This window comes from Patiriisocius sp. Uisw_047, assembly GCF_047730165.1.
Taxonomy (GTDB): Bacteria; Bacteroidota; Bacteroidia; order Flavobacteriales; family Flavobacteriaceae; genus Patiriisocius.
In genome coordinates this window covers 1,826,041-1,846,539 of record NZ_CP159834.1, presented here as the reverse complement: position 1 = coordinate 1,846,539, position 20,499 = coordinate 1,826,041, and the positions used below count along the sequence as shown (strand labels likewise).

Annotated in this window: 18 protein-coding genes; 17 read left to right on the top strand and 1 reads right to left on the bottom strand. The window is 32.9% G+C overall.

The features are described 5' to 3' along the window. Positions 1 to 364: 364 nt before the first annotated feature. From ABXT71_RS08130 to ABXT71_RS08090, 9 genes are all read left to right on the top strand, one after another. Entirely contained in the window at positions 365 to 1,852 is a 1,488-nt protein-coding gene (locus tag ABXT71_RS08130; protein ID WP_415370831.1) for an ArnT family glycosyltransferase, read from the top strand. Positions 1,853 to 2,014: 162 nt separating this feature from the next. Next, complete coding sequence (locus tag ABXT71_RS08125; protein ID WP_415370830.1) at positions 2,015 to 3,634, top strand: tetratricopeptide repeat protein; 1,620 nt, start codon at positions 2,015 to 2,017, stop codon at positions 3,632 to 3,634. 107 nt (positions 3,635 to 3,741) lie between these two features. Further along, the gene (locus ABXT71_RS08120; protein ID WP_415370829.1) at positions 3,742 to 5,223 is read left to right on the top strand and encodes a T9SS type A sorting domain-containing protein; all 1,482 of its coding nucleotides are present in this window, start codon (positions 3,742 to 3,744) and stop codon (positions 5,221 to 5,223) included. Between the two features lie 297 nt (positions 5,224 to 5,520). Next, a complete protein-coding gene (locus ABXT71_RS08115) occupies positions 5,521 to 5,982 on the top strand; it encodes a mobile mystery protein A (protein ID WP_415370828.1) in 462 nt (153 codons plus the stop codon). Then, positions 5,973 to 6,569, top strand: coding sequence for a mobile mystery protein B (locus ABXT71_RS08110; RefSeq protein ID WP_415370827.1), 597 nt, complete (start codon positions 5,973 to 5,975; stop codon positions 6,567 to 6,569). The genes ABXT71_RS08115 and ABXT71_RS08110 overlap by 10 nt, the downstream gene beginning before the upstream one ends. 156 nt (positions 6,570 to 6,725) lie before the next feature. Then, positions 6,726 to 7,925 carry a serine hydrolase domain-containing protein gene (locus ABXT71_RS08105; RefSeq protein WP_415370826.1) on the top strand — a complete coding sequence of 400 codons (1,200 nt, stop codon included), beginning with the start codon at positions 6,726 to 6,728 and terminating at the stop codon, positions 7,923 to 7,925. Between the two features lie 377 nt (positions 7,926 to 8,302). Then, on the top strand, positions 8,303 to 8,698 hold the full coding sequence (locus tag ABXT71_RS08100; RefSeq protein ID WP_415370825.1) for a DUF2721 domain-containing protein: 396 nt from the start codon (positions 8,303 to 8,305) through the stop codon (positions 8,696 to 8,698). Positions 8,699 to 9,043: 345 nt separating this feature from the next. Continuing rightward, entirely contained in the window at positions 9,044 to 9,673 is a 630-nt protein-coding gene (locus ABXT71_RS08095; RefSeq protein WP_415370824.1) for an alpha/beta fold hydrolase, read from the top strand. A 215-nt stretch (positions 9,674 to 9,888) separates the two neighbouring features. After that, entirely contained in the window at positions 9,889 to 10,206 is a 318-nt protein-coding gene (locus tag ABXT71_RS08090; protein ID WP_415370823.1) for an RNA polymerase sigma factor, read from the top strand. A gap of 201 nt (positions 10,207 to 10,407) precedes the next feature. Here the strand turns inward: ABXT71_RS08090 and ABXT71_RS08085 are convergent, their stop codons facing one another. Beyond that, positions 10,408 to 11,064 (bottom strand): metal-dependent transcriptional regulator, encoded by a 657-nt coding sequence (locus ABXT71_RS08085; protein WP_415370822.1) that lies wholly within the window; start codon positions 11,062 to 11,064, stop codon positions 10,408 to 10,410. A 98-nt stretch (positions 11,065 to 11,162) separates the two neighbouring features. On the opposite strand from ABXT71_RS08085, the gene ABXT71_RS08080 reads away from it, so the two are divergent. From ABXT71_RS08080 to ABXT71_RS08045, 8 genes are all read left to right on the top strand, one after another. Beyond that, positions 11,163 to 13,517: a TonB-dependent receptor gene (locus tag ABXT71_RS08080; protein WP_415370821.1), complete on the top strand. Its 2,355-nt coding sequence runs from the start codon at positions 11,163 to 11,165 to the stop codon at positions 13,515 to 13,517. A 19-nt stretch (positions 13,518 to 13,536) separates the two neighbouring features. Further along, positions 13,537 to 14,007 carry a thioredoxin family protein gene (locus tag ABXT71_RS08075; protein WP_415370820.1) on the top strand — a complete coding sequence of 157 codons (471 nt, stop codon included), beginning with the start codon at positions 13,537 to 13,539 and terminating at the stop codon, positions 14,005 to 14,007. A 525-nt stretch (positions 14,008 to 14,532) separates the two neighbouring features. Then, the gene (locus ABXT71_RS08070; RefSeq protein WP_415370819.1) at positions 14,533 to 14,745 is read left to right on the top strand and encodes a hypothetical protein; all 213 of its coding nucleotides are present in this window, start codon (positions 14,533 to 14,535) and stop codon (positions 14,743 to 14,745) included. A 33-nt stretch (positions 14,746 to 14,778) separates the two neighbouring features. Continuing rightward, positions 14,779 to 15,270: an RNA polymerase sigma factor gene (locus ABXT71_RS08065; RefSeq protein ID WP_415370818.1), complete on the top strand. Its 492-nt coding sequence runs from the start codon at positions 14,779 to 14,781 to the stop codon at positions 15,268 to 15,270. Next, on the top strand, positions 15,254 to 15,895 hold the full coding sequence (locus ABXT71_RS08060; protein ID WP_415370817.1) for a hypothetical protein: 642 nt from the start codon (positions 15,254 to 15,256) through the stop codon (positions 15,893 to 15,895). Before ABXT71_RS08065 ends, ABXT71_RS08060 begins: the two co-directional genes overlap by 17 nt. A gap of 270 nt (positions 15,896 to 16,165) precedes the next feature. Beyond that, positions 16,166 to 16,666 carry a hypothetical protein gene (locus ABXT71_RS08055; protein WP_415370816.1) on the top strand — a complete coding sequence of 167 codons (501 nt, stop codon included), beginning with the start codon at positions 16,166 to 16,168 and terminating at the stop codon, positions 16,664 to 16,666. A 217-nt stretch (positions 16,667 to 16,883) separates the two neighbouring features. Next, positions 16,884 to 18,074 (top strand): serine hydrolase domain-containing protein, encoded by a 1,191-nt coding sequence (locus ABXT71_RS08050; protein WP_415370815.1) that lies wholly within the window; start codon positions 16,884 to 16,886, stop codon positions 18,072 to 18,074. A gap of 669 nt (positions 18,075 to 18,743) precedes the next feature. Next, positions 18,744 to 20,465: an amidohydrolase gene (locus tag ABXT71_RS08045; protein WP_415370814.1), complete on the top strand. Its 1,722-nt coding sequence runs from the start codon at positions 18,744 to 18,746 to the stop codon at positions 20,463 to 20,465. Positions 20,466 to 20,499: the final 34 nt, after the last annotated feature.

The window sequence follows — 20,499 nt, the reverse complement described above, 5'->3', positions numbered from 1 at the left end:
ATGAAAAAAGTAATAGTTTGAGGCAGCCAAATTGTAAAGCCAATCATCGATTAAATTCTCTATAACTATCTGTTTTAAAGATAGTTAAATTAAAACAATATAAAAAACGCCAATTTTTTAAATCCTCTATTGAATATTTATCAACAGTAACAATAAATAACGAAAGGCTAACAACGTATATAATTAATGTCTTATGACAGTGAATAAGAAGACGATCTCGATAAAATTCTTAACTTAGTGTTTCGGATAGTTCCGAACAAGCGGCTTTGCCGATGCGTCCGACGTTCACAGCCGACAAGCACGCCGTAGACGTCACTAATCATATACAAAACCGTTGTAGTGCATTTGAAATCATCATCAATCAATGAAAAAATATTTACCAATAATTCTAGTTTTATCCATTATCAAATTAATAATTCAATGGTTTGGAAATCGGAATTATGGCTTCCATCGTGATGAATTACTTCATTTATCAGTAAGTGAACATTTTGATTGGGGATTTATGGAGTTCCCTCCTTTTATTGCTCTTCTCGGAAAGTTATCTTATTGGTTTTTTGATTATTCACTTTTAGGAGTTAGGCTTTTTCCAACATTAGCAGGTATTGGAATTCTAATCCTATGTTGTTTTATAGCAAAAGAACTTGGCGGAAAATCAAAGGCTGTTTTACTATCTGGAATATGTATACTAGCATTTCTACCCTTTTACCGAAATCATACTTTATTCCAACCTGTTGCATTCGACCAATTATTCTGGACATTAGGATTTTATTTCATAATCAAGTTTATAAACTCACAAAACAAAAAGTTTTTAATTTTATTGGGAATTACTTTAGGATTAGGTTTAATGAACAAGTACACAATACTAGTATGGGCTTTTGGGCTTTTTATTGGTCTATTTTTCTACAAAAAAGGAACTATTTATAAAAATAAATGGCTGTACATTTCTGCGTCTATTTCACTAATTATTTTTCTGCCAAATATTATCTGGCAAACGCAAAATGACTTTCCCCTTTTAAAACATTTACAGGCTTTAAACGAAAATCAACTAAATGGCACAAATCCAATGGACTTTGGTTTAGAACAGTTAAACTTTCCTTTTACTTTAATTGTCAGTATTTTTGGATTAATATCACTTTTGGTTTGGGGTAAACTAAAAAAGTATCGCGTAATTGGAATAGCAACTATTATTATTTTTAGTACAATGTGGCTCTTAAATTCAAAAGCCTATTATGTGTTTGCTATTTATCCAGTTTTATTTGCAAGTGGTTCAGTTGTATTAGAATCATTACTTAAGAAAAAGCCAATTTTAATTTATGTCGTTGCTACCATTGTTTTAATTCCATCAATTTATTTTATTCCTGAACTTACACCAATTTTACCAATTGAAAAATATGTTGAATATGCCGATTTAAAAGAAGAAAATGGCCGAATAGAGCTAACTGGAGATTATGCCGATATGTTTGGATGGGAAGAACAAGTGAAATTAGTGGATAGTGTTTATAAAACATTGACACCTAAAGAGAAAGAGAACTGTGTCCTTTGGGCAGAAAATTATGGAGAGGCAGGAGCTCTGAAAATATTAGGAAAAAAGTATAATCTTCCAAATCCAATTAGCAGACACGGAAGTTTTTGGCAATGGGGTTTTGATAATAAAGAGGCAACTGTTTGGATAAGTTTGGGAAATGAAAAACCATCTGTAGAATATGTTTTTGAGAATGTAGAATTAGTAAAAATGATAACTCATAAATATGCCATTGGTGAAGAAAACGGAATACCATTGTACATCTGTAGAAATCCTAAAGTTGATATAGAAAAATGGTGGGAAGACTATGAAGAACATATATTTGACTGAAAGAAAAACGTACTACAACAACGTGTATAATTAATTGCTCGTTCTGTGTGTACTCGGAAAATCCTACGGATTTTCCTCTGGTTCGTTTTCTTTTACTAATTTAGACCTAGCCAACGCAACTAACCATACACGAACACGCTGGCAAGCATTAAAACCTTTAATTTGAAAAAACCAAATTTTAAAATAATATTTTTTCTCATAGTGTGCATAAGTTTCTCCAATGGTTATTCTCAAATTGATTCTTTAAAAAACACCTGGAAAGATGAAAAAAAATCTGACTCTATTAGATTCAATGCTTTAGAAGAATATTACGAAATTAACAATCAAATAAAACCAGATTCTACACTTGTAGCTCTTGATTATCACTATGAATTAGCAAATGAAAAAAACGCAACGTTACAACTGTATCGTGCAACTAAAAGAAAGGGAAATATACATAGACTAAAAGGAAACTATGATATTGCTATGGAAGCTTACACCGAAGCTGAAAACTTAGCTAAACGACTAAATGATCCAATTTTACAAGCTAAAATAATGGGTAATATGGGAAATATTTTTGTTTACAGACAAAATTATAAACAAGCAACAGAACATTTTTCCAAGGCATTAAAGATATACCAAGAATTAAATAACTCGGATGGAGAATCTCATATGTTAACTAGCTTAGGGAGTGTCTTTCTAACCATTAACAATTATGATATAGCATTAGAGTATTATGAAAAAGCGCTTTCTATTTTAAATAAAAGAGGGTTTGAAGATAGAAGTACTGCTATCATATTTATTAACATGGGCTGGACTAATTTTGAAAATGGGCTGTACCTAGACGCTAAGACCGATTATGAAAAAGGCCTAAAAATACTTCAAGTAAAAAACGAACAATTTTTTATTGCTGATTGTTATGCTGTGCTTGCTAGTATATACCTTAAACTAAATCAACTGGAAAAAGCGAATGACTATGCTAATAAAAACCTAGCCCTAAATAAAGAACTTGATATAAAAAGTGGAATTATTAATGCTGAAATTACTATTGCGAAAATTTATTTTGAAACAGATGTAGATGAAGCATTAAAGAGAGGGGAGTCAATATTAGTAAATCTTCCTTCAGACACCTTTAAAGAATTTAACAGAGATTTATATGAGCTCCTATATAAGTGTTACAAATCTCAAAGCAAGTTTGATTTATCACTTAATATGTATGAAAAATACACTGTTTACAGGGATAGTATTCAACAAGAAAAAAATAATTTTGCTGTAGTAAGTGAAGCGGTGAAAAATGACTTTGAACTTAAAGTTTATGAAAATAAACTTGAAAATGAAAATGAAAAAGCAGTACTCAAAGTCTCACAACTTAAAAGAACGTTTGTTATACTAATAACTTCTTCCCTATTAATTTTTTGTATCGTATTCTATTTTAAATCTAAAATCAAAAAAAATCAAGCAAAACGAGAATTACTATTAAATGAAATAGAGAAGCTTAAAAACAATGCAAATAAGGGATTAATAGTAGATTCTAATAAGTTTGAATTGGTTAGAGAAAAAATTGAGCATGCTATTAACAGAAAATTAAATGAAACCGATTGGACAGTATTAAATGTATTATTGGAAAATCCCGTAATTACCAATAAAGAAATCGCTGAGAAAGTTTTTATGAGTGTGGATGGAATTGGTTCTTCGCTTCGCAGGATGTATGAGTATTTCAATATTAAAGAATCTAAATACAAAAAGATTTCATTGTTGTTAGAAGGAATTAAAATTTCAAATAATTCAAGTACGGCTACTTAAATTTCATAATTATCATTGTTTTTATCGGTTTTATCGGTTTTTCACACTCAGGCGTGAATTCTATTTTTGTCAATTTTCTCATTTTTGCAGCTAATAAAAAAAATGTCATGAAAAAAATTATTTTATCAATCGCAATACTAACATTGGGATTAACAGGCTATAGTCAAGTACAAATAGGTAATGACATAGATGGAGAAAATACAGATGACTTGTCGGGTCATACAGTAGCTACCTCCGCAAATGGTAACATCGTAGCTATTGGTGCTATTGAAAATGATGATGGTGGTAATAGATCCGGTCATGTAAGAGTATATGAAAATGTAGACGGTACGTGGACAAAAATAGGTGAAGATATTGCCGGAGAGGCCCCAAACGATCGGTCAGGATGGTCATTGGCACTATCTGCAGATGGTAGTATCGTTGCCATTGGTTCTGATTTGAATAATTCCTGGAGGGGTCAAGTGGAGATATATGAAAATATATCTGGTACGTGGACACAAATAGGTGAAGATATTGAAGGCGAAAATTTTCAAGATTTATCAGCTACTAGTATATCATTATCAAACGATGGCAGTATAATAGCTATAGGAGCGCCGCGTGGCGATGGAAATAGTGAGAATACTGGATATGTTAAAGTTTTTGAAAATGTAGGTGGGGCTTGGATAAAAATAGGTCAAGATATTGAAGGGGAACAGGAACAAGAGCAACTAGGTAATTCAGTAGCATTAAATGGGGAGGGAAATATAGTAGCCATAGGAGCCAAGCAAAATGATGAGAATGGCACAAATACAGGTGAGGTTAAAATATATGAAAATATAGGTGGGACATGGACACAGTTGGGTGGAGATATTAATGGTGAGACGGAATTTGAGAGTTCAGGTTTTAGAGTTGCATTGTCTGAAGTTGGAAATATAGTGGCAATAAGTGCATTGGGCGACAATGCTAATGGACAAAATTCGGGACAGGTACGAATTTTTGAAAATATAGGAGGCGTCTGGACACAAATAGGTGAAGATATAAATGGGGAAGCGAGTGAAGATTATTCTGGCTGGTCGTTAGCGCTGTCCGCAAGCGGAAATATTATTGCTATTGGCGCTGTATGGAATGATGGCAATGGATTTAATTCGGGCCATGTTAGAATTTTTCAAAATTTAGGTGGAGTTTGGACACAAATGGGCGAAGATATTAACGGAGAGGCTGCTTCTGATGAATCAGGCTATTCGGTAGATATTTCGGCTGATGGAAGTATTGTGGCTATTGGCGGCAAATCTAATGATGGTAATGGTAACTTTTCAGGTCATGTAAGGGTATTCGACTTATCAACAGTGTTATCAATTCCTACAATTGATTTAGAATCCTCCATAAGTTTATATCCAAATCCATCAAATGATTTTATAAATATAAGTTCAAATAAAGATCAGCTTTTAAAAATAGAACTTTATAATATGACCGGTAGTCTAATTTTTAAAACGGATTTGAATGCTGATATATACTCTCTTAATATTGCCAATTATCAGTCTGGAATCTATCTCCTGAGAGTTTTCGGTCAATATAATGACATCATCAATACAAAGATTGTTAAAGAATAACGTTTGCTAACAAAGTGCATAAGTAATAGCGGCTGAGGTATACCTCAAGTCGCTATTCTTTTTTATTTTATAAATTTCTTTCCGAACAAGTAGTGTGCTAAAACTCGCTACTACTAATACACAAATACTACGTTGGCGTTAATTAAATCAGAACCTTTTACACAAACTTAAACATACGTATTTGTATGATTTTAATTCTTAAAAGATACATATAAGTATTCTTTTATTTGTTTTTTTATATGTATTTGTATACTTTTGGTTTAATTTATATACTTATATGTATAAAAATATTAACAAATGAGAAACAAGAAAAAACTGCTCATAGAACAACTGGACCAAAAATTAGGGAATTTTAAAGATGCAGGTATGGTCCTGGTCCCTCAAAAAGGATGGGTAAATACTATTAGAACCACTCTTAATATGACGAGGGACCAATTAGGGGCCAAACTTAACTTAACTAAAGGAGCAATACAAAAAATCGAGGAACGTGAAGCTACAGGTCAGATAACCATCAATAAATTAAAGGATGTTGGTAATGCTTTGAATATGAAATTTGTCTATGGTTTTATTCCAAAAGATGGGACCATTGACAGCCTAGTAAACTTAAAGGCTGAAAAACTGGCCCGAAAAATAGTTTTAAGAACCAACCAAAATATGAAATTAGAGGACCAAGGAATTGGAGATGAAAAGATAGCTAAAACCATAAAGGAACTTGCTAATGAAATAAAAGGAGAGATGAAAAAATCATTATGGGATTAGAATTCGATTATAAAGATGGACAAACACCTTTAGATGAAGAAGAAAAGGAAGGTCTTAAAATAAAGTCTATTACTACTCAAGGAGAACTGGATGAATTTGAGCAATTGAACATTGAAAAAGCAGTCGAATGGACTATTCATACAAAATTCAAACTTGAAAAAATGTTAATGGAAAAGTTTGTAAAAGACTTACATAAAAGAATGTATGGTGATGTATGGAAATGGGCAGGCGAATTTAGAAAGACCGAAAAAAACATTGGAATTCCGTGGACGCAAATTGGGATTGAATTAAAAAATTTATTGGACGACACTAAATATTGGATAGAAAACAAAACTTTTTCACCTGAAGAAATAGCTATAAGATTTAAACATCGCATCGTATCCATTCATTGTTTTCCTAATGGAAATGGAAGACACTCTAGAATGATGGCTGACATTATTATGGAATCAATATTTGGGAATAAAATATTTTCATGGCATCAATCAAATATGGTTAAAGCTAACGAAACAAGAAGTAAATATATAAAATCATTAAGAGAAGCTGATAATGGCAATTTCAAACAGTTAATTGAATTTGCAAAAAACTAATGCCAACACTGTATATAATTTATTGCCAGTTCTAGCCTACTTACGAAAATCCTCGCGGATTTTCTATTCGGTTTGTATTTGCTAAATTAGGTGCTTAAACACGCCAATAACCGTACAAAATCACGTTACAGCAAGCAAGACAATCCGTATATAGAAATGAAAAAAATAATTATAACGTTAATCTTAAATATTTTTGTTAATACAATTTATTGTCAGACTAATGATTCTACCTTAATAAAATTGACTGAAGAACTTGAAAAAATATACGCAAGAGAATATATTAATGGATTCTCTGTGGCTATTGTAAATCAAGATGGCATTCTGTACGAAAAAGGGTTTGGATATTCTAACATTAAAACAAACAAGAAATACACTAATAATACAGTTCAAAACATTGCTTCTATTTCCAAAACTTTTATTGGCATTGCATTACTTAAAGCTCAAGAGCTTGGAAAACTTAACTTAGACGACCCTATAAACAAACACTTGCCATTCGAAGTAAGTAATCCACATTTCCCTAATGAACAAATTACAATACGACAATTGGCAACTCACACATCTAGTATTAAAGACCCTTCTAGATATGAGAAGAATGGATATATTTTAAAAGAAGCAGAGAATAAGGAAGCTAAAGTAAATAGCAATTTTCGTTTACCTAATGAAAAAATGGTCCTAGATGAATTTTTAAAGAATATTTTAAGTGAAGATGGAAAATGGCATAAGAAAAATAATTTTTTAAAGACAAAGCCGGGAGCAATATTTGAGTATTCAAATGTTGTCGCGGGATTAGCCGCCTTGGTAATAGAAAAGGCAACCAATCAATCATTTAACGAATTTACTAACGAGCATATTCTTACACCTTTAGGAATGTCCAATTCTGGTTGGTCATTTACTGAAGTAGATTTTTCAAAACATTCTAAATTATACAAAGACAAAGAAACCGAATTAGCTTTTTATCAATTGGTTAATTATCCTGATGGTGGTTTAATTACTTCTTCTACTGATTTAGGGAAATACTTAACCGAACTAATTGCAGGTAATAATGGTAATGGTAGCATCTTAAATAAGCAAAGTTATAAGGAACTATTTAGACCACAACTGACTGATAAAAATTATAATGAAAGAAATGAAAGTGCTTATAATGACGAATATAATATGGGTATTTTTATGGGTATTTCAGCGCAAGGACAAATAGGTCATACTGGTGGAGACCCAGGAGTCGCAACCCATATGTTTTTCAACACTGAAACTAAAATTGGAAAACTTTTGATTGTCAATACCGACCTTAAAAAAGAAGGAATAAAGGAATTTATAGACATCTGGAAAAAATTAGAAGAATATGAAACTAAATTATAAGTCAGCTGGTAACAATGGCTATAATTAATACGGGTTTTGTGCTTAATCCAAAGTTTAGTGCTTTTAACCAAGTCCGCCAAATCTTTTGATTTGGCTTTATAAATGAAAAAACAAAACAAAAATAAAAAGATTTGGCTAAGTGCTTAATCGAAAGGACAGTTCCTTTTGATCCCGCACTAACCATAGCCTAGACGTTGGCATTCATTAGGTATGGTAAAGGGACATAGTTTACATTTTTTAGGTAGTAATTTGAGATAAAAATCAAATTACTATACCTTGGAAAAAATCCACTTTTATACCAAAAAAACCCAGTGTGAGAATCACTCGATTATAAAATAGAATTAATAATTTAATTTTTTACACAAAACCCATTATTCATGGAAGAACTTAACATAACAACTCCCGCTCTATTATTTTCAGCAATATCTTTAATTATGTTAGCTTACACTAATAGATTTTTGGCTTATGCAGCTATTATACGGAACTTGCATGATAAGTATCAAAAGGAAAAGGATTCTGTCTTAATAGCTCAAATTAAAAATATTAAACACCGCTTATATCTAACCCGCTCTATGCAGATTTTTGGTATTACCAGTTTGCTATTTTGTGTACTTACTATGTTCTTAATTTTCATACAGCAGCATACTATTGCTGTTTGGATATTTGGTTTAGCGCTTCTGTTATTAATACTTTCTTTGGCTTTTTTAATTTGGGAAATTCAAATTTCAGTTAAAGCTTTAGAGCACCATATTAATGATATTGAGAAAAAATAAGTCAGAAAACCAAGGCTAACTGAAACCACTGGTCATCGAATTAAAGTTATGGCATTTAACGATATTAAAAAATAGATACAAGACATAGATCCAATAGAAAAATGCATTGGATGGATAGTTCGTGTTATAAAAGCGAATGATATAAAAGAAGAAATAACGAAATGCTAACACTATGTATAGTGCATAGCACCCTTTGGGATACTTCGACACCATACATTAAACGTTGTGCAACATTTAGACCAACCATTATCGAAGAATAAATGGATCTGATTAGATGTCACTTTTAAAATAAAATGTAACATTCTTTGATTACCGCATCTAAAAGGAAATCAAAACTTAAAAACAATGAAAAATTTTATTTTATTGTGTGTCTTATTCGTATTTTCTTCATCAATTTATGCAAAGAATGAAGGTCAACCTATCAGTGTAGAAGTTACAGGAAAAGATAAACCTATAGCATTAATTCCTGGCTTTACAGTTCCTAGAGACATTTGGAATCCACTAGTAAAAGAATTGGAAAAGAATTATGAATGTCACATAGTAACTTTAGCTGGTTTTGGAAAAAAAGAACCAATCGAATTCCCTTGGTTACCTAAAGTCAACGAGTCTCTAAAAAACTATATCTTAAAAAACGATTTACAAAATGCTACCATAATTGGACCTAGTTTGGGCGGAACAATTGCCACTTGGCTTGCTGCAAAAAACGATTTAAAACTTTCTAAAATCATACTAATTGATGCGCTTACTGCTTCTGGTGCATTGATGATTCCTAATTTCAACCCTGAAAACTTGATTTATGAAAGTCCATATAACAATCAACAACTAGCAATAAATGATGTAGCCTTTGAGCAAACTGCTCCAGCAATGGCGAAAAGTATGAGCCTTAAAGAATCAGCTCAAGAAAAAATTAAAACTGGATACTCGAATCTGACCGAAAAACTTATGTTTATGGATATACAGATTACCTTAAATTAGATCTTAGAGAAAATTTAAAAAAACATTTCGATTCCGGTTACAATAATTGCAGCGTCACAACCATATGGTGAAGAAATTGTTAAGCAAACTTATAAAAATCAATATGCAAATTTAAAAGATTACAATTTTATTATAGCGGAAGATAGTTCCCATTTTATAATGTTTGACAAGCCTGAATGGTTTTTAAAACAAATACAAACGATATTATCATCTAAATGACGATTACAGAACAAGAATTTACTAACATTTATAATTTACACGCTTCTAAAGTCCACAGGTTATGTTTAGGATATGCATCAGGAAATAATGAGCTTGCAAAAGAATGGCATCAGGAAACTTTTATAAAGGTTTGGAAACATAGAAACTCATTTAAAGGAAAATCGTCTATTGACACTTGGATTTATAGAATTGCAGTAAATGTTTGTTTAGGAGATTTACGTAAACCAATAAAAAACATCACTATTAATGAAGACTTATTGTCAAATAGCATCTATGATGATAACAAAAACGATGATGAAAAAAAAATCAAATGAAGTAAAAAAGGGTGCAAAAAATCAACATTTAGGTAGAAAAAGCTAACGCGCAAACAGCACATTTGTTTTTTCCAGCCACATAAGCCAACGCTTAAAAAACAAAAGAGCTGTTTCTTGCCGACGCTCGCATCATCATAAAATTTTTGAGACGGTATTCTGGAAAGATAATTCCTTATTTGCAGTTATAATTTCATTGAAAAATCAAATCTTTTCAACCAAAATACGGTCACAAATGGATTTGCCCAAAACCACATCTTTAAAACCTTCATAGGCCACCGTAAAACTTCCATCAAAAGGTTCAATATGAGTAACCGTAATTTTTGTGGTGAGTTGGATTGATTTGTTATTAAGGAACAGTAAAAAATCTGTTGAGCTATCTCGCAATGCTTTTACAATAACCGTTGATTGCGAAGATATTTGAGAAAGCCGTTTGTAGTTTGGCTTATTGAAATTTCCATTCTTATCAGGTATGGGAGAACCGTGTGGGTCTGTTGTCGGAAATCCCATCAATTCATCCATTCGGTCAAAGAACTTATCTGTCTTTATATGTTCCAGCTCTTCCGCAATTTCGTGAACCTCTTCCCAACCAAATTTCATTATCTGCAATAAAAACATTTCAGACAATCGGTGCTTCCTGATTATTTCAGCAGCTCGTTGTTTGCCCTTTTCAGTTATTTTTATGGGTTTATATTTCTTTGAAATTACAATTCCTTCAGTCTGTAATTTTTTTATCATATCGTTGGCAGTTGGTTTACTTACCTGCAATTCTTCCCCTAATTCAGATAATGATATATCCTCGTTCTTTTGATGTAGATAGAGCAACGCCTTAATATAATTCTCTTTAATATCTGAAGCCATAGAATGTTTTTCAACAAAAATATAAATTATTACCGAATTATTTTGTTAGACCACTCTAACTTATTATTTTTGCAATTCTAATTAAGAGATTGAAATCTATGAAACATCTATTAACTTTTTTATGCTTATTTGCCATTAGCATTGCGGTGGCTCAAGACAAAGAGGCTACCATTTCTGGAACAATAACCTCAAACGGAAACCCTGTGCCTTTTGCGAGTGTTTATGTTAAAGGTGGTACTCAAGGCACCGATACTGATATTGACGGTAACTATTCATTGAGTATTCTTTCGGGAGATAATACAATTATTGCGCAACTTCAAGGATATCGCTCATTATCCAAAAAAATAACAATAGCAGAAGGAGATACACAAAAACTTGATTTTGCTTTAACAGAAGATGGGTTAGGTCTTGAACAAGTTGTGGTAAGCGCTACAAGAAATCGTATCAGCAAGAAAGAAGCACCAGTAATAGTGAATGTTTTAAGCCCAAAGTTGTTCAAGGCAACACAATCCATCTCATTGGCAGATGGACTGAATTACCAACCTGGTGTACGGGTGGAAACCAACTGCCAAAACTGCGGTTTCACACAAGTACGCCTAAATGGTTTAGAAGGGCAATACACCCAGATTTTGGTTAACAGCCGTCCTGTCTTTAGCGCTCTCAATGGCGTTTATGGATTGGAACAGATTCCCATAAGTATTATAGACCGCGTGGAAGTAGTTAGAAGTGGTGGTTCTGCACTTTTTGGTTCCAACGCCATTGCAGGAACTATAAATGTAATTACCAAAGAACCTGTAAACAACAGTTGGGAAATAAGTTCTAATTTTGGGATTATCGGGGGTACAACATTAGACCGTAACGTAAACTTAAACGCCTCAATAGTAAGTGAGGATTTAACTAGTGGTATAACCGTATATGGTATATTCCGTGACCGTGATGCTTTTGATGCCAACGATGATGGTTTCACCGAGATTACAAAATTAAATAATAACTCATTAGGCGCAAAAGTATTTTTGCGACCCAACGATAATAGTCGTATAGGTTTAGATTTTACTGGAATTAGAGAGTATAGACGTGGTGGAGACCGCCTTGACCTTGCGCCACAATTTACTGATATTACTGAAGAACTTGACCACAACACCATTTTTACAGGTGTGGATTATGAATTGTTTGACGATGCCCGTAAAAACTCTGGTACTGCTTATGTCTCTTTACAGCATACAGACCGCGATAGTTATTATGGTGGTTTAGGAGGTGGACGGACAGCGGCAGATTCAACCTTAGCCAATAATGCCTTTGGAAAAACAAGAGATGTAGCATTCGTCGCAGGTACAAAATATACACATAATTTTAAACAGGATGTCATAACAACAGGTTTGGAATACCAACTGAATGATACCGATGATGCCATACCGGGCTATAATAAACTGGTTGACCAAGAGGTAAATAGCATAGGGCTTTATGCACAATATGAATGGAAACCTTCTGAAAAATTTACGGCATTAATTGGTGCTCGTATTGACCACGTTAATGTAGATGGTTTATATAGAATACAAAATATTGAGCGGTTATATAATGTAAGTGAAACGGTACTTAATCCGAGATTGACTGTTTTATATAACATTAATGATGCCTTGCAGTTTAGGGGTGGCTATGCCCGTGGATTCAGAGCACCGCAAGCTTTCAATGAAGATTTACATATTTCATCGGTAGGTGGGGAACAACGTTTTGTCATTCTTTCCGATAATCTTGAAAGTGAATTTTCAAACGCCTTTACCGCATCTTTAAATTACACAAAAGATTTCAACAAAACCCAAACCAATTTTTTGGTAGAAGGTTTTTATACCACCTTGGAAAACCCATTTACCATTGTAAGTACGGGAACATCTTTACCTAACGGTTCAATTCTTGAAGAAACAAGAAACGGGTCTGGTGCATATGTGGCAGGTGCAAACTTGGAATTGAGCGTATCGCCAAGCTCAGATTTTTTATTCCAAGCTGGCGCAACTTTTCAACGTTCTATATTTAAAGAAGACCAAGTACTGTTTGAAGCAGATGATAGTGTGCCTGGCGAAGAAGACGTAATACTAGAGAAATTTGTGAGAGCGCCAAACATTTACGGTTTCTTAAATGTCAATTGGACAGCCTCTGAAGCATTCAAGTTTGATGTAACAGGAAGCTATACTGGCTCAATGATTGCACCTAGAGTAATTAGTGACTCTGGTTTTATCGATTTAGTAGATACCGAAGCATTTTTAGATATGACAACAAAAATAACCTATCACTTTGATTTGAAAGAGACATTTCACGTTGAGCTAAGTGGTGGTGTTCAAAATTTATTTGATAGTTATCAAGACGATTTTGATAGTGGCGCCTTGCGTGATTCAGACTTCATTTATGGTCCTAACCGTCCAAGAACGTTCTTTATTGGATTGAAGTTTGGAGATTTTTAAATTACAGATATTCTTTAAAATGAAAGCGATTTTTTTATTTGTGTTAGTTAGTTTTCTATGGATGCCGAGAGCTTATTCCCAAAGTGAAGGCATCCAATGGAAATCTTGGGTCGAACTTGAACAAAATCTCGCCGAAAACCCAAAACCGGTTTTTATCTTCTTTCACGCAAAATGGTGCGCCTATTGCAAAAAAATAGAACGCGAAATCTTTACAAAGCCAGAAATAATAAAAAAAATAAACGCTGACTACTATGCCGTGGAAATGGACGTTGAGTGCACCGACACCATCACCTTTGAAGGCGTACAGTTTAAAAATAAACAAGCACTTAAAAAGCGTAACGGAATTCACGAAATACCCTTATTATTGGCTTCACGGGAAGAATTTCCGTTTTCGCTTCCAGCAACGGTCATACTCAATAAAGATTTTACACTAAAAGAACGCCTATTTGAGTATTACACCTCGAAGCAATTGATGAATTTTCTTAAATAAAAAATTTACGCTATTTTAAAGCACACGAAATTAATTGTAACAATTGTGAGATGTTTCCATACAAAACCAACGCTAAAAACCGTACACATTTACAGTCAAGCCAGCCAACGCGCCACCAAAACTGTAAAAGAGTATGCCTTGCCAACGCACACATTTGAACTAAGTTGAAACGATTGAAAACCAAGCAGAACGCAAAAGCACTATGCACAACAAAGTATAAAAATAATAGTGCGATTTTGGCTTAATTAAATCGTCGTTTTATGTCTGCAAGGTCGCCCTTTTTTTGTTTTAGCTTTTAATTGATGTAATTTGTAAAACCAATAAAACAAAAAAAAGGCTTGTTGCTCAACCGAATGGAAACAGCTTACCTTCTGCCCTACTATTCTTATGCATAACCGTTAGCACCAATTACTGAAAAATTTTCCTGCCACGAGTAAATAAATTGTCTGATTAAAAAAAAACGGTGATGGGTGTAATAATTTTTGATTTTGACCACTAACTAAGTAAATCAATTAAAACAAGGTTATGAAAACAAAAAATCAAAATAGAAGCATTTCAATTCTTCAAGTATCTGGATCACTTATTTGGGCGGCACTTATTCTAATTTGCAGTATAGTATTAAAAGATTCTGATAAAAATCAAATTGTAATAAATGCACTAATAATTGGTGCGGGTTTGCAGATTTCCTTGTTGGGATATTTTGTAAATAAGTTCTTAAAGAACAAAAACAATACATGATAGTTAATATTACAATTATCAAATTATTTGCACATGAGTAATGATTTTTACAGATTATCGATTTTACCCTGTGCAGCCATAATCATAAAAATTTGTCGGGCATATACCAATTCTCAGGAAGATTTTGAAGATTACTACCAAGAGGTGTGTTTACAGATTTGGAGAAGCAAAGATAATTTTCAGGAGCAAAGTGAATGGTCTACTTGGGTTTATAAGATATCATTGAATGTATGCTTGACTTTGCTAAAGAAAAAGAAAAAAAATCACCAGTATTTCGCTTCTGACTCCTTGCCTGAAGAAGCCATAGAAAAAAGCCATGCCTTTGCTGATGAATCTCTTAATCAATTGTATGATGCCATTAGACAATTATCTGAAGTTGACAGAGGAGTGATTTTACTTTATCTAGAAGAAAAGTCATATCAGGAAATCGCCGATATCATTGGCACCAATGCTAACAACATCGGTGTACGAATTACAAGAATAAAGGAACGCTTAAAAAAAGTATTAGATGGGAAGATCAATTGAAACAATTTGGAAAAAAGGATTTTTAGACAGTGACTCACTAGTTGCTCCTAAAATCAATGATTTATATAATCAAAAATCGAAAACTATTATAGATAAATTCAAACGAATGATGAAAGTTAATATTTACGTCATTATGGTTGTTGCATTTTTGAATTGGGGGCTGTACGCTGCGCTTGGGACTCCCTATACCGGAGTATTCATACTTTTTCTCTTTATGGGGGTTTGTTGGATAAGTATTAAACAGGGAAGAACCATGAAAAACATTGATGCTAGTTTGAGTAATTATGATTATCTCAAGTCATTCAACAGCTGGCTTGAAATGGCCATTTCAAACAATACAAAAGTAATGCGTTTCTTTTACCCCCTGGTTTTCTTAGCATCTTTGATGCCAATAGTACATGCATTGAAAACAGGAGAAGTAACGAATGTAGCGATTTTGAATTCTGGATTTCATCTAGTCTATGGAATTCCAACATTTACATGGATTATAGCCCTTGTAATTGCGGTTCTAATTTATGTTTTTGGTGGTAAAATTTATAAATGGGATGTGAATTTGGCTTACAGTCGAATTTTTAGAAAACTCGAAAATATGATTGCTGAAATGGAGGAGTTGAGAAACGAATAATGGTGATAACAATGTATAAAAGCAATAGCGGTTTGGGTGAGTACTCAAACCGTTTTTGCTGTTAATTCGTTATCTTACTAACTGAAAATATGTGAACTTTAATTCGCTACTGCTATTATAATAGACAGTTAGCACACATATAAATGAAGCTGAAATCAAGTAAGTAACATTAATTAAACACTATCTAGTTTAACTTAACAATTTAATAAGCATTCAATAACTTTATAAAAAAATATACAAGGTACTTTTACTTAAAATATTTTAATTGAAGTGAAAGAACTTAAAGCAATATCCGTTTTAACATTATTAATTATAAGTGTATCAGTAATAGCAATAAAAAGTAATGAGAACTCCCTAAAAGTTGGAGATATTTCTTTTGCATCCATGAATTCTTCAGATAATGATGGTTTTTCAATTAGTACTTCTGTGAATATTCTCCCAAGAACCAAAATTCATTTTACTGATTCCGAATGGAATGGAAATCATTTTGGTTTTGATGAAAGTGATATTTTATGGGAAACAGGAAATGATACCATAAATGCAAATTCTGTAATTAAATTCACAAACATAAACTCTTTACCTTTAGTTTCTATTGGCAATATTTATGGTTCTATGAGAATATCAAAAAAAAAAGATGCAATATTTGCTTATATAGGTAATGACAGAATGCCTATGAAGATTTTAGCTGCTTGTGCAAATGATAAATTAGGTTTCGGAACATTGATAAATACAAATTTAACAAAAGGTACTACTGCAATAGTTTTTAATTAAAAAACTCTATAAGTCTATCTAAATAAGCTATTTAAAAGCAAAAATACATTTGCCAAGAACGTTTATAATCAATTGCTTGTTTTGTGTGTACTCGGAAAATCCCTTCGGAATTTTCTCGGGTTCGTATTTGTTTACTAAATTAGTTGCTTAACCACACAACTAACCATACACAATAACGTTGTGCGTTATTCGGGAAAGTAAAATTAACAATACAAAAATGGGAAAGCCGATAAGCATCGGAAATAAGCAACAAATAAATATCATTTTGAAAAAAATAATATTCATATTCTTCTTTTTTACTTCTATTAGCAATGTGTATTCACAGTTTGAAAAAATAGAAACATTCCAGAAAAATCTTATTGAAGATGAAATTACTGCAAGTAATGTTGCTTTGGTTTTTAAAGATAGTGAAATACTATACCATCATATAGAAAATTCCAAGAATCCTAATGCAAAAGCAATAGACAACAATACTATATTTCCAATATGGTCAATGTCAAAACCGATTACCATTGTAGCGATGCTGATACTGCATGAAAAAGGGTTAATTAATTTTGAAGATAAAGTATCTAAATATATTCCAGAATTTGAAAATCTTAAGTGTAAAGGAGACGACGGAATTTACAAATGCAAGAAAGATTTGACTTTATTTCATTTAATGACACATAGATCTGGATACAAATATTATGGTAATCCAGAATTATTTACAAGTACTTTAAAATACGGTAACCTGAAAGACTTTGCTTCAGATGTTGCAAATCACCCTGTAGAGTTTGAGCCTGGTTCAAAGTATGAATATGGTATTAATATGGCAATACTTGGAAGAGTAGCGGAAGTTGTGTCAAATAAAAATTTTTATGAATTTTTAAAATTTGAAATTTTTGACCCTCTTGAAATGAATGAAACAAAATTTCATTTAACAGAAAGTGATCGAGAAAATTTTCAAGCACTATATATTAACAATGAAACTATTAAGGGTTTTACGAATGAGCTTGACGAGCTAACCTATGACATCAACAATAAAGCATATTTTGGTGGCGAAGGTTTAGTTTCTACATTAAATGACTATTCAAGTTTTTGCCAAATGTTATTAAATGGAGGAACATTTAAAGAGCAAAAAATAATATCACAAGAAAGTATCGATATGATGACAAAGCCCTATTCAAAAGATGATGACAACGGTTTTGAGATAGGTTTTTCTTTTTTTGTGTTAACAGATCCAGATCGTGACGGAACAAATTCACCAAAAGGCATCTTTGGATGGGCTGGTTATCATAATACTCATTTTTGGATTGATTCAGAGAATGATCTTTATGGTATATTTATGACTCGAGCAAGAGACTTCTCTTTTGAAATTTCAAAAGATTTTAGAAGAGCAGTTTATAGTTCATTAAAAAGTGAAAAATAATGTCGTTTGCGGTAAAAAGAAGTGGTGCTACAAATCTTTATGGTTCAAATTAAATTAGAAGTGCATACGCACAATACATTATATAAGTTACGGCCTGGTCAATGCCTACTTGGAAAATTCTGCGGATTTCCCAAATCCAGTTTTTATTTGGAGAGGTTCGTGACGAGACACGCCACCGCTCATATACAACAACGTTAGCTAACAGTTGACTAAGACTAAAAATGTAGAAATCCAATCGAATTTTTTTTCGGTTTTTAGTGGGAAAAATTAAAACTTAGCCAGGGCTGAAAATCATTGCGCCGGATTTTACTCTGACGGATAAGAACCGACTGAATAGATTCGGATTTTTTTTGGATGTTAAAATGTAAGGCTCAACCTCTCTAATTCTCACCCGATTTTAATCTGACCAAAAACCACGGGGAAAACGTAATACGGAATACTGTAACGAACTTTAAATGGTTTTGGCTATATTAGATCCTTAATAAAAATTACAAGCCAGAAAGCGTGTCAATCTGACTTAAAAAATAAAGAACGTGCGCTAACAAGTTGTATAAGCTATGGCTTGTCCTACCCTACTTGAAAAGTACCCTTTTGATATTGGTCTGTGACTTAACACACCACAGCCCATACACTAACCGTTAGCATTAATAATAACTCAGAAAGAAACATATGAAACAGATTCTAATATTTTCAATCTTAATATCCCTCGTTTCAGCTTGCTCTAATCAATCTAGTAAATTAGTAGAAAATAAAATCCTATATTATGGAGGTGATATTCTTACAATGAGTGGCGATAAACCTAATTACGTTGAATCAATAGTCACAAATAGTGATACGATAGTGTTTGTTGGACGTCTTTCAGAAGCTAAAAAGTTGTTCCCCAGGTCAACACAAATGAACCTCGATGGAAAAACATTACTTCCTGGTTTTATTGATGCACACGCCCATTTCGCTGGATTTCCAAGTCAATCCATCGGAGCTCAAATACTACCTCCTCCGGATGCTGGAGCAAATAATATTGATGCCCTAATTCAAATACTGAAAGATTGGTCAACCCCTGAAAATATTGAATTAACTGGATGGATTTTCGGAATGGGATTCGATGATTCTGTTTTAGAAGATAAACGATTTCCTACTAAAGAGGATTTGGATAAAGTATCAACAGAGTATCCTGTTATGATTATCCATATCTCTGGTCATTTCTGTGTTGTTAATAGCAAAGGTTTGGAATTACTTAAGCTAACTGCTGATTCTCCCGACCCAGAAGGTGGTATAATTAGAAGAAAACCCGGAACAAAAGAGCCTAATGGAGTTTTAGAAGAATTAGCAGCAATTCCGTTTATGCCGATGGTACTGGGTCCCAAGAGTGAAGAGGCCATAAAAATATTTCTTACAGCTGGTCAAAATATGGCTTTATCCTATGGTTACACTACCGTACAAGAAGGAAGAGCAATGCCAAGTTCTCATCTTTTTTTAGAGTATGCGGCTAATACTAATTTCCTAAAGTTAGATGTCATAAGCTACATTGATTATTCTGTTGCTGATTCCTTGCTTAAAACAGATTGGTATAGCTCATCTTATAAAAATCACTATAGAATAGGAGGCGTAAAACTTACATTAGACGGATCGCCACAGGGCAGAACAGCATGGCGTACTAAACCTTATCTCATCCCTCCAGACGGCGCAGAAGAAGGCTATTTAGGTTACCCAGCTATTCCATTAGATGAAGATGTTGAAAAAATTTATGAAAGTGCTTTTCAAAATAATTGGCAAATACATACTCACGCGAATGGAGATGCTGCTATGGATCAGATGATTCGAACCTTAAAAAAAGTTACAGCTAAATATGGGAATGAAAACAGACGAGATGTCCTTATACATGGACAATATGTTAGGGAAGATCAGTTGGATGCATTCAAGAATTTAAATATAATAGCTTCTTTGTTTCCATTACACACTTTTTATTGGGGAGATTGGCATAAAGAAATAATTGGAGATAGTTTGGGTAATAACATAAGCCCAACTCGCACTGCCTTAAATAAGGGATTAAAAATAACTATTCATACTGATGCACCTGTAGCATTACCAAATTTAATGCGTGTTATTTGGACTGCTACAAACAGGGTTTCCAGATCAGGGAGCATCATAGGAAAGGAAGAAAGACTATCACCTTACGAAGCATTAAAATGTATTACAGAATGGTCAGCTTATCAGCATTTTGAAGAGAAGACTAAAGGCACTTTAGAGATTGGTAAATTGGCGGATTTAGTCATACTTGATTCAAATCCATTAACTGTCGATAAAGAAAAAATTAAAGACATCATTGTATTACAAACTATCAAAGAAGGTAGCTCTGTTTATAGAAGAGAAACTATTGCTAACATAAAATAAACGGCATTAAAACGACCGCTTATCCAAACCGTTA